This is a genomic window from Nonomuraea sp. NPDC000554, assembly GCF_040300065.1.
Classification (GTDB): domain Bacteria; phylum Actinomycetota; class Actinomycetes; order Streptosporangiales; family Streptosporangiaceae; genus Nonomuraea.
Genome location: NZ_JBEPDC010000007.1, coordinates 310,089 through 319,341, shown reverse-complemented (window position 1 = coordinate 319,341; position 9,253 = coordinate 310,089). Strand labels below are relative to the sequence as shown.

The 9,253-nt window shown below is 72.4% G+C and carries 7 protein-coding genes; all 7 read right to left on the bottom strand.

The window, feature by feature from the left end; all coding sequences use genetic code 11:
- Positions 1-39 precede the first annotated feature (39 nt).
- A complete protein-coding gene (locus ABT294_RS16900) occupies positions 40-318 on the bottom strand; it encodes a hypothetical protein (RefSeq protein WP_350806594.1) in 279 nt (92 codons plus the stop codon).
- Between the two features lie 622 nt (positions 319-940).
- Complete coding sequence (gene pyrF / locus ABT294_RS16895; RefSeq protein WP_350806593.1) at positions 941-1,639, bottom strand: orotidine-5'-phosphate decarboxylase; 699 nt, start codon at positions 1,637-1,639, stop codon at positions 941-943.
- The gene (locus ABT294_RS16890) at positions 1,636-2,601 is read right to left on the bottom strand and encodes a dihydroorotate dehydrogenase (RefSeq protein ID WP_350806592.1); all 966 of its coding nucleotides are present in this window, start codon (positions 2,599-2,601) and stop codon (positions 1,636-1,638) included. Before ABT294_RS16890 ends, pyrF begins: the two co-directional genes overlap by 4 nt.
- An 83-nt stretch (positions 2,602-2,684) precedes the next feature.
- On the bottom strand, positions 2,685-3,551 hold the full coding sequence (locus tag ABT294_RS16885; RefSeq protein ID WP_350806670.1) for a dihydroorotate dehydrogenase electron transfer subunit: 867 nt from the start codon (positions 3,549-3,551) through the stop codon (positions 2,685-2,687).
- Positions 3,552-3,573: 22 nt separating this feature from the next.
- Entirely contained in the window at positions 3,574-6,861 is a 3,288-nt protein-coding gene (carB, locus tag ABT294_RS16880; RefSeq protein WP_350806591.1) for a carbamoyl-phosphate synthase large subunit, read from the bottom strand.
- Entirely contained in the window at positions 6,848-7,954 is a 1,107-nt protein-coding gene (carA, locus tag ABT294_RS16875) for a glutamine-hydrolyzing carbamoyl-phosphate synthase small subunit (RefSeq protein WP_350806590.1), read from the bottom strand. Before carA ends, carB begins: the two co-directional genes overlap by 14 nt.
- On the bottom strand, positions 7,951-9,240 hold the full coding sequence (locus ABT294_RS16870) for a dihydroorotase (protein ID WP_350806588.1): 1,290 nt from the start codon (positions 9,238-9,240) through the stop codon (positions 7,951-7,953). Before ABT294_RS16870 ends, carA begins: the two co-directional genes overlap by 4 nt.
- Between the last annotated feature and the right edge of the window lie 13 nt (positions 9,241-9,253).

The following is a 9,253-nucleotide window of genomic DNA, read 5'->3' as shown; positions in this document are numbered from 1 at the left end:
GTGGACGCCTGCGGCCCCCGCACGACCACTCGTGGACGCTCACGGCCAGCGCAACCGGTCGTGGAACCCCATGACCAGCACGACCGCGTGTGGACGCCTGCGGCCCCCGCACGACCACTCGTGGACGCTCACGGCCAGCGCAACCGGGTCGTGGAAGCCCCTGACCAGCACGACCGCGTGTGGATGCCTGCGGCTCCCGCGCGACGGCGTGTGGATGCCTGCGGCCCTGAGCGCGACCGGTCGCGCGGACGACGGGCCGCGCGGCGATGCGCCTCCCCGCGACGTCGGCGGACGGACAGGCCGCAGGCGTGCGCCCATGACGGGGGGTATCGGCGACGGACCACGGAGGACGAGACGGGCTCAGCGCCTTCCCGGGCACCCAGCGCCTCCCCAGGAGCCCAGCGCCTTCCCGGGACGATCCTCGCCCCGGCAGATAGCGATTTCGCCGGAATACGCGGCAACGTGCCGGGCCGGACCGCTATGGTCCCCGATCATGATGATCTCGCCTCCCCCTGAAGGGACCAGGGGGCGCCATCGGCCGGCCGACGTCTCGCGTCCCCTGGAGGCCGCGCGCTGCCGTCGCCCTCCAGGCGGTCCGCGCTGAGCTCCTGGGGCCACCGAGGGAGGACGCGACCTCAACCGCCACGAGGCACGGTTCCGCCTGCTCGCTGTCGACTACGGCACCGCCACGCGGGAGAATCAGCCGTCGAGACCGCCCGCCCACTGAGGAGAGCCGGGCCGCCCGTGTACGTGCTCGACCCATCGTCAGGGGCACCATTGCCGACGTAGCGCGCCGGGCGGGAGATCCAACCGCCTGCGGAGTTGCGTCCACCGGCTCCGGCCAGCCGCGACGCCGGAACCCGAGCGTGCGGGATGCGCGCACAGGACGGCGCGGCGGACGGAGACGGCCGACGCCAGAGCGAGCGTGCAGGATGCGCGCTCAGGACGGCGTGGTGCGGCGGAGGGAGGCGGCTATGGCGGCGGCCGTGGCTCCCGGGTCGGGGCTGGCGGTGATGGGGCGGCCGATGACCAGGAGGTCGGCCCCGTCGGCCAGGGCCTGTTCCGGGGTGGCCACGCGGGCCTGGTCCTGGCTGTCGGTGCCCGCAGGGCGGACGCCCGGGGTGATCAGGGTGATGCCGGGACCCACCTCCGCGCGCACGGCCGCCACCTCGTGGGGAGAGCAGACAAGCGCGGTCGCCCCCGACTCCACGGACATGGCCGCCAGGCGCCGGACGGCGTCGTCGGCCGGGCCCGCCAGGCCGATGCGGTCGAGGTCCGCCTCGGACAGGGAGGTGAGGACCGTCACGGCGGCTATCTGGGTGTGCGGGGCCGCTTCCACGGCCGCACGGATCATGGCGGGCCCTCCGGTGGCGTGGACGGTGAGGATGGCCGGGCGCAGCCGGGAGACGGCCCTGGCGGCCCCTGCGACCGTGTTGGGGATGTCGTGCAGCTTCAGGTCCAGGAACACCTGCACGCCGCTGGCCCCCTTGACGGAGGCGATCACGTCCGGGCCGTAGCGCAGGTAGAGCTCCAGCCCTACCTTCACCGTGCTGACGTGCGGAGTCACCAGCGCGGCCCACCTGGCGGCGGTCTCCAGGTCGGGGGCGTCGAGGGCGACGGCGATGGGTGCGAGCGTCAAGGCGAGCTCTCCTCGGAGTCGACGAGCAGGTGCCGGGGGGCGCTCCCCGGCGGGCGGTGTGCCAGGCCGACGGCGTCGGCCAGCCGCTGGAAGCCGCGCGCCTGGAGCAGGTCCTCGAGCTCGCGCTCGATGCGCAGGCACGCGTAGGGGTCGTGGAACAGCGCCGTGCCCACGCCGACGGCGCAGGCGCCCGCCAGGATGAGCTGGAAGGCGTCCCGGCCGGTCATCACGCCGCCGACGCCGATCAGCGGCACTCCGGGCAGCGCGGCGTGGACCTGCCACACGCAGCGGACGGCGAGCGGGAGGATCGCGGGCCCCGAGAGCCCGCCTGTGACCGCCGCCAGCGACGGCCGCAGCGACTCGGTGTCGATGGCCATGCCGAGCGGGTTGTTGATCATGGAGAGGGCGTCCGCCCCGGCGTCCACGCAGGCCCTGGCGACCGAGACGATGTCGGCCACGTCGGGGGCGAGCTTGGCGACGACCGGCACGTCGTAGCGCATGATGGACCGTACCGAGGCGATCACCTCGGCCGCCGCGCTGCCCTCGCGGGCGAACACGCGGCCGCGGTCTTCGATGTTGGGGCAGGACAGGTTGACCTCCAGCGCGGTGACGCCGGGCGCGTCGGCCAGCCTGCGGGCCAGTTCGGAGTACTCGGCGACGGTGCCGCCGCCGATCGAGACGATGGTCCTGATGCCGCGCTGGGCCAGCCAGGGTAGCTCGCGTTCCAGGAACGCCTCGATGCCCGGCCCCTGGAGGCCGACCGCGTTGAGCATCCCTGAGGGGGTTTCGGCCATGCGCGGTGTGGGACGTCCGGCGCGGGGGGCCATGGTGATCGAGCGGGTGGCGAGGGCGCCGAGGCGGTGCAGGTCGAAGAACTGCGCGAGCTCCCGGCCGGAGGCGGCGCATCCGGCGGCGGTGGTGATCGGGTTGGCCAGCTCGACGTGCGCCAGAAAAGTCCGCATATCCACCGACACGTCACCCCACCCCCCGAGCGCGCGCAGCCACGCGCCCGGCCCGGAGCGGTCGGGGGACGAGCGCGGGTGGGTCAGCCCGCATGGCGAGCACCGCCTCCGGGGGCGCCCAGGGCGTCGAACGGGATCGTTCCGACGTCCTCGAACCGCACCCGCTCCCCCCTGAACACCGGCCCCTCGGCGCAGGCGCGGACCATCCTGGTCGCCCCGTCGTCGCCGATGACCGGCAGCACGCACGTCATGCACACCCCGATCCCGCAGGCCATCGCCTCCTCCACCGCCACCTGCACGGGGATGTCGAACTCGATTCCCACCGCGGTCACCGCCCGCAGCGTCTCCATGGGCCCGCACGCGTAGACGACGTCGGCCCGGGTGTCGGCCACCACGGACGGCAGCGCGTCCGTCACCTTGCCGCGCAGCCCGAGCGAGCCGTCCTCGGTGGTCAGAGTGGTGGTCTCGGCCATGCGCCTGGCCCGCATGGCGCCGAAGACGCGGTCGGCGCTGGCTCCGCCGAGCACGAAGTCCACCCGGCAGCCGCGCTCCAAGAGCTGATCGGCCAGCGGGAACAGCACGGCGGACCCGTACTCGGAGCCGACCAGGACGCAGTGCGCGGGGTCGCGCGGCAGCGGGAAGGGACGCCCGAGCGGCCCGACGAGGTCGAGCGTGTCGCGGGCGCGGCGCTCGGCCAGCCAGGAGGTGCCGGGGCCGCGCACGGTGAAGACGAGCTCCACCGTGCCGCCGTAGTCGGCCTTGACGTCGTGGATGGAGAACGCGCGCCGCGTCACCATCGACGTCCGGGCTCCCCCGATCGCCACCGAGACGAAGTGGCCGGGACGGTAGCGCTCGGCGATGCCGGGCGCCACCACCGTCAGCGCATGGTAGGCGTCGACCCGGCGCGTCGTCAGCACCGTGCCCGTCACCTGCACCGGAGTGCCGGCCAGTCTTCTTCACCTCCTGTGGGAGCTAGCCCCGAAGTGCCTGCGCGTGCTCCTGGAGGGACCGTACGCCGACGTCGCCCCGCACGATCGCCTGGATGCCCGCCGCGGCGGCGGCCAGCCCGGCGACCGTGGTGATGCACGGGACGCCGCGCAGCACCGCGGCGGTGCGGATGTCGTAGCCGTCGAGCCGCGGCCCCGACTGGCCGGGGCTGCCGAACGGCGTGTTGACGATCAGGTCGACCTCGCCGTCGAGGATGCACTGCACGATCGTGGGCTCACCTCCCGGCCCGGTTCCCTCGCTCTGCTTTCGCACGATCTTGGCATGGACACCGTTGCGGCGCAGCACCTCTGCCGTGCCCTCGGTGGCCAGGATCTCGAAGCCGAGGTCGGCCAGCGCCCGCACGGGGAAGATCATGGCACGCTTGTCGCGGTTGGCCACGGACACGAACGCGCGCCCGCTGGTGGGCAGCTCGCCGTACGCGCCGGCCTGCGACTTGGCGTAGGCGACGCCGAAGAACTCGTCGATGCCCATGACCTCGCCCGTGGAGCGCATCTCGGGCCCGAGCACGATGTCGACGCCGCGGAACCGGTTGAACGGCAGCACCGCCTCCTTGACCGCGATGGACGCCTCCAACGGCAGCGTGCCGCCGTCGCCGGTGGCCGGGAGCATGCCTTCGGCCCGCAGCGACGCGATGGACGCGCCGAGCATCACCCGGGCCGCCGCCTTGGCCAGCGGCACGGCCGTCGCCTTGGACACGAACGGCACGGTGCGGCTGGCCCGCGGGTTGGCCTCCAGCACGTACAGGACGCCCGCCGACATCGCGTACTGGACGTTCAGCAGCCCGCGCACGCCCACCCCGCGGGCGATGCCCTCGGTGGCGGCGCGGATGCGCTTGATGTCGTGGCCGCCGAGCGTGATCGGCGGCAGCGCGCACGCCGAGTCGCCGGAGTGGATGCCGGCCTCCTCGATGTGCTCCATGACGCCGCCGAGGTAGAGCTCCTCGCCGTCGAACAGCGCGTCGACGTCGATCTCGATCGCCTCGTCCAGGAACTTGTCGACCAGCACCGGGTGGCCGCCCTCCTGGGCGGCCATGTACGTGGTGAGGGTCTGGTCGTCGTAGACGATGGCCATGCCGGCCCCGCCGAGCACGTAGGACGGGCGCACCAGCACCGGGTAGCCGATCTCCTCGGCGACCTGGAGCGCCTCGGCGACGGTGGTGGCGGTGCCGTGCTTGGGCGCGGGCAGGCCCGCCTGGGCCAGCACCCGGCCGAACGCGCCGCGCTCCTCGGCCAGGTGGATGGACTCGGGCGAGGTGCCGACGACAGGCACGCCCGCGTCCTTGAGCGCCTGCGCGAGCCCGAGCGGCGTCTGCCCGCCGAGCTGCACGATCACGCCCGCGACCGGGCCGGTCTGCTGCTCGGCGTAGACGACCTCCAGGACGTCCTCCAGGGTGAGCGGCTCGAAGTAGAGCCGGTCGGAGGTGTCGTAGTCGGTCGAGACGGTCTCGGGGTTGCAGTTGACCATGACGGTCTCGAACCCGGCCCGCGACAGCTCGAACGAGGCGTGCACGCAGGCGTAGTCGAACTCGATGCCCTGGCCGATCCGGTTCGGCCCGGAGCCGAGGATGATGACCTTCTGCCGGTCGCCGCCGGGTACCTCGGTCTCCTCGTCGTAGGTGGAGTAGAGGTACGGGGTCTTGGCGGCGAACTCGGCGGCGCAGGTGTCGACGGTGTTGTAGACGGGACGCAGCCCGAGCGCGTGCCGCAGGTCGCGGACGCGGGCCTCGTCGATGCCGCGGATCTCGCCGATCTGGACGTCGCTGAAGCCGTGACGCTTGCCCCGCTCGAGCACGTCGGCGCCCAGCTCGGGCGCGTCGCGCAGGGCCCGGGCCTCCTCGTCGAGCAGGTAGAGCTGGTCGAGGAACCACGGGTCGACGCTGGTGGCCTCGTACAGCTCGGCAGGGGTGGCGCCCGCCCTGATGGCCTGCTGCATGGTGCGCAGCCTGCCGTCGTGCGGGGTGCGGCACGCCTCCAGCAGCTCCTCCTTGCCGGCGACGTCGCCGGCCCAGGTGAACGACGAGCCCTTCTTCTCCAGCGACCGCAGCGCCTTCTGCAGCGCCTCGGGGAAGGACCGGCCGATGGCCATGGCCTCGCCGACCGACTTCATGTGTGTGGTGAGGGTCTGGTCGGCGCCCCTGAACTTCTCGAAGGCGAACCTCGGCACCTTGACCACGATGTAGTCGAGCGTCGGCTCGAAGCTCGCGGGCGTCTCGCGGGTGATGTCGTTGGGGATCTCGTCCAGCGTGTAGCCGATGGCCAGCTTGGCGGCGATCTTCGCGATCGGGAAGCCGGTGGCCTTGGACGCCAGCGCGCTCGACCGCGACACGCGCGGGTTCATCTCGATGACGATCATGCGCCCGGTGCGCGGATCGACGGCGAACTGGATGTTGCAGCCGCCGGTGTCGACGCCGACCTCGCGGATGACCGCGATGGCGACGTCGCGCATGTTCTGGTACTCGCGGTCGGTCAGGGTCAGCGCGGGCGCGACGGTGACGCTGTCACCGGTGTGGACGCCCATCGGGTCGATGTTCTCGATGGAGCAGACGATGACCACGTTGTCGGCCTTGTCGCGCATGACCTCGAGCTCGTACTCCTTCCAGCCGAGGATCGACTCCTCCAGGAGCACCTCGGTGGTCGGCGAGGCGTCGAGCCCGGCTCCGGCGATGTGCCGCAGGCCGGCCTCGTCGTGGGCGAACCCGGACCCGGCGCCGCCCATGGTGAACGACGGCCGCACGACCACGGGGTAACCCAGTTCGGCGGCGGCGGCCAGGCACTCGTCCATGGTGTGGCAGATGGCCGAGCGGGCCGACTCGGCGTTCAGGCCGTGCTCGCGGGCGACCTTGGCGACGATGTCCTTGAACCGCTCGCGGTTCTCCCCCGCCTGGATCGCGTCGAAGTCGGCGCCGATCAGCTCGACCTGGTACTTCTCCAGGACGCCCGCCTCGTGCAGGGCGACCGCGGTGTTGAGCGCGGTCTGGCCGCCCAGGGTCGGCAGCAGCGCGTCGGGCCGCTCCTTGCTGATGATCTTCTCGACGTACTCGGGGGTGATCGGCTCGACGTAGGTGGCGTCGGCGAACTCGGGGTCCGTCATGATCGTCGCCGGGTTGCTGTTGACGAGGATCACGCGGAAGCCCTCGTCGCGGAGCACCCGGCAGGCCTGAGTGCCGGAGTAGTCGAACTCGCAGGCCTGCCCGATCACGATCGGCCCGGAGCCGATCACCAGGACCGACCTGATGTCCTCACGCTTGGGCACGGCTCATGACCTCACAGAACTCGTCGAAGAGATAGGCGGCGTCGTGCGGCCCGGCGGCGGCCTCCGGGTGGTACTGGACGCTGAAGGCGCGGCCGTCGATCAGGCGCAGGCCCTCCACGCAACGGTCGTTGAGGTTGACGTGGCTCACCTCGGCGGGCCCGTACGGGGTCTCGAACGGCCCGTCGAGCGGCGCCTCGACGGCGAAGCCGTGGTTGTGCGCCGAGATCTCCACCTTCCCGGTGCGGACGTCCTGGACCGGCTGGTTGACCCCCCGGTGCCCGTAGCGCAGCTTGTAGGTGGACAGCCCGAGGGCGCGGCCGAAGAGCTGGTTGCCGAAGCAGATGCCGAAGAACGGCACCCGGGCCTCCAGCACCGCGCGGAGCGCCGAGACGTCGGCGGTGGCCGGGTCGCCCGGCCCGTTGGAGAAGAACACGCCGTCGGGGCGTACCGCCATGATCTGCTCGAACGTGGCGGTGGCCGGCAGGACGTGCACCTCGCAGCCGCGCTCGGCCATCCGGTGCGGCGTCATGCCCTTGATGCCGAGATCGACGGCGGCCACGGTGAACCGCTTCGCGCCGATGGCCGGCACGACGTACGGCTCGTCGGTGGCGACCTCGGCGGCCAGGTCGGCGCCCTCCATCGGCGGCGCCTGGCGTACCCGCTCGACCAGGTTCTCGACCGGCTCGGACGGGGCCGTGAAGATGCCCGCGCGCATCGCGCCGCGCTCGCGCAGGTGGCGGGTGAGCGCACGGGTGCCGGCGATGGCGATGCCGACGACGCCCTGCTCCTTGAGATAGTCGTCGAGCGAGCGGTTGGCGCGCCAGTTGGAGACCACCCGCGACGGCTCGCGCACGACGTACCCGGCGACCCAGACGCGACCCGACTCGGGGTCCTCGTCGTTGACGCCGGTGTTGCCGATGTGCGGGGCCGTCATCGCGACGATCTGGCGGTGGTAGGAGGGATCGGTGAGGGTCTCCTGGTAGCCGGTCATGCCGGTGTTGAAGACCATCTCGCCGAACGTCTCCCCTTCGGCGCCGTAGGAGGTTCCGTGGAAGACACGCCCGTCTTCCAGGACGAGCACCGCTTGATTCACACCAGCTTCCCTTCGAGGACGGTGGCCTTGCCGCGCAGGAACGTCGCCACTACCCGGCCGGGCAGTGTCATGCCCTCGTAGGGCGTGTTCCTGCTCTTGGACGCGAAGCCGGAAGGATCCACCTGAGTGCGGACGGACGGATCGTAGAGGGTGAGGTTGGCCGGAGCGCCCGCCTCCAGGGGCTGCCCATGAGCGGAGAGGCGGCCGATGCGGGCGGGCAGGTACGACATGCGTTCGGCGACACCCTGCCAGTCGAGCAGCCCGGTGTCGACCATGGCCTCCTGAACCACGCTGAGCGCGGTCTCCAGGCCGACCATGCCCATGGCCGCGGCCGACCACTCGGTCTCCTTGTCCTCGACCGGGTGGGGGGCGTGGTCGGTGGCGACGACGTCGATCGTGCCGTCGGCCAGCGCCGCGCGCAGCGCCTCGACGTCCTCGCGGGTGCGCAGCGGCGGGTTGACCTTGTAGATCGGGTTGTACGCGCCGACCGGCGACACCTCGACCAGCTCGTCGGTGAGCAGCAGGTGGTGCGGCGTGACCTCGGCGGTGACGTTCCAGCCCTTGGACTTGGCCCAGCGGATGATCTCGACGGAGCCGGCGGTGGAGACGTGGCAGACGTGCAGGCGGGAGCCGACGTGCGCGGCCAGCAGGCAGTCGCGGGCGATGACGGCCTCTTCGGCGACGGCGGGCCAGCCGGTCAGGCCCAGCCTGCCGGACACCACGCCCTCGTTCATCTGCGCGCCCTCGGTGAGCCTGGGCTCCTGGGCGTGCTGGGCGACGACGCCGTCGAACGCCTTGACGTACTCCAGGGCGCGGCGCATCAGCACCGCGTCGGACACGCACTTGCCGTCGTCGGAGAAGACCCGGACCCCGGCGGCGGAGTCGGCCATCGCGCCCAGCTCGGCGAGCTGCCTGCCCTCCAGGCCGACGGTGACGGCGCCGACCGGCTGCACGTCGCAGTGGCCGAACTCGCGGCCGAGCCGCCACACCTGCTCGACCACCCCGGCGGTGTCGGCGACGGGCGAGGTGTTGGCCATGGCGTGCACGGCGGTGTAGCCGCCGCGGGCGGCCGACTGGGTGCCGGTCTGGACGGTCTCGGCGTCCTCGCGGCCCGGCTCGCGCAGGTGGGTGTGCAGGTCGACCAGGCCGGGCAGGGCGATCGCGCCGCCGCCGTCGACGACGTCGCCCGGCCCCTGGAGGCCGGGGCCGATCTCGGCGATGACGCCGTCGGCGATCCGGATGTCGGCCGGCTCGCCGCCCAGGACGCGGACGTTCCTGATGATCATCGTTCGCTCGTTT

Excerpts from the sequence above, each read along its gene's own strand:
- ABT294_RS16900 (WP_350806594.1), bottom strand. The coding sequence starts at position 318 with ATGGGCGCACGCCTGCGGCCTGTCCGTCCGCCGACGTCGCGGGGAGGC.
- ABT294_RS16890 (WP_350806592.1), bottom strand. The coding sequence starts at position 2,601 with ATGCGGACTTTTCTGGCGCACGTCGAGCTGGCCAACCCGATCACCACC.
- ABT294_RS16870 (WP_350806588.1), bottom strand. The coding sequence starts at position 9,240 with ATGATCATCAGGAACGTCCGCGTCCTGGGCGGCGAGCCGGCCGACATC.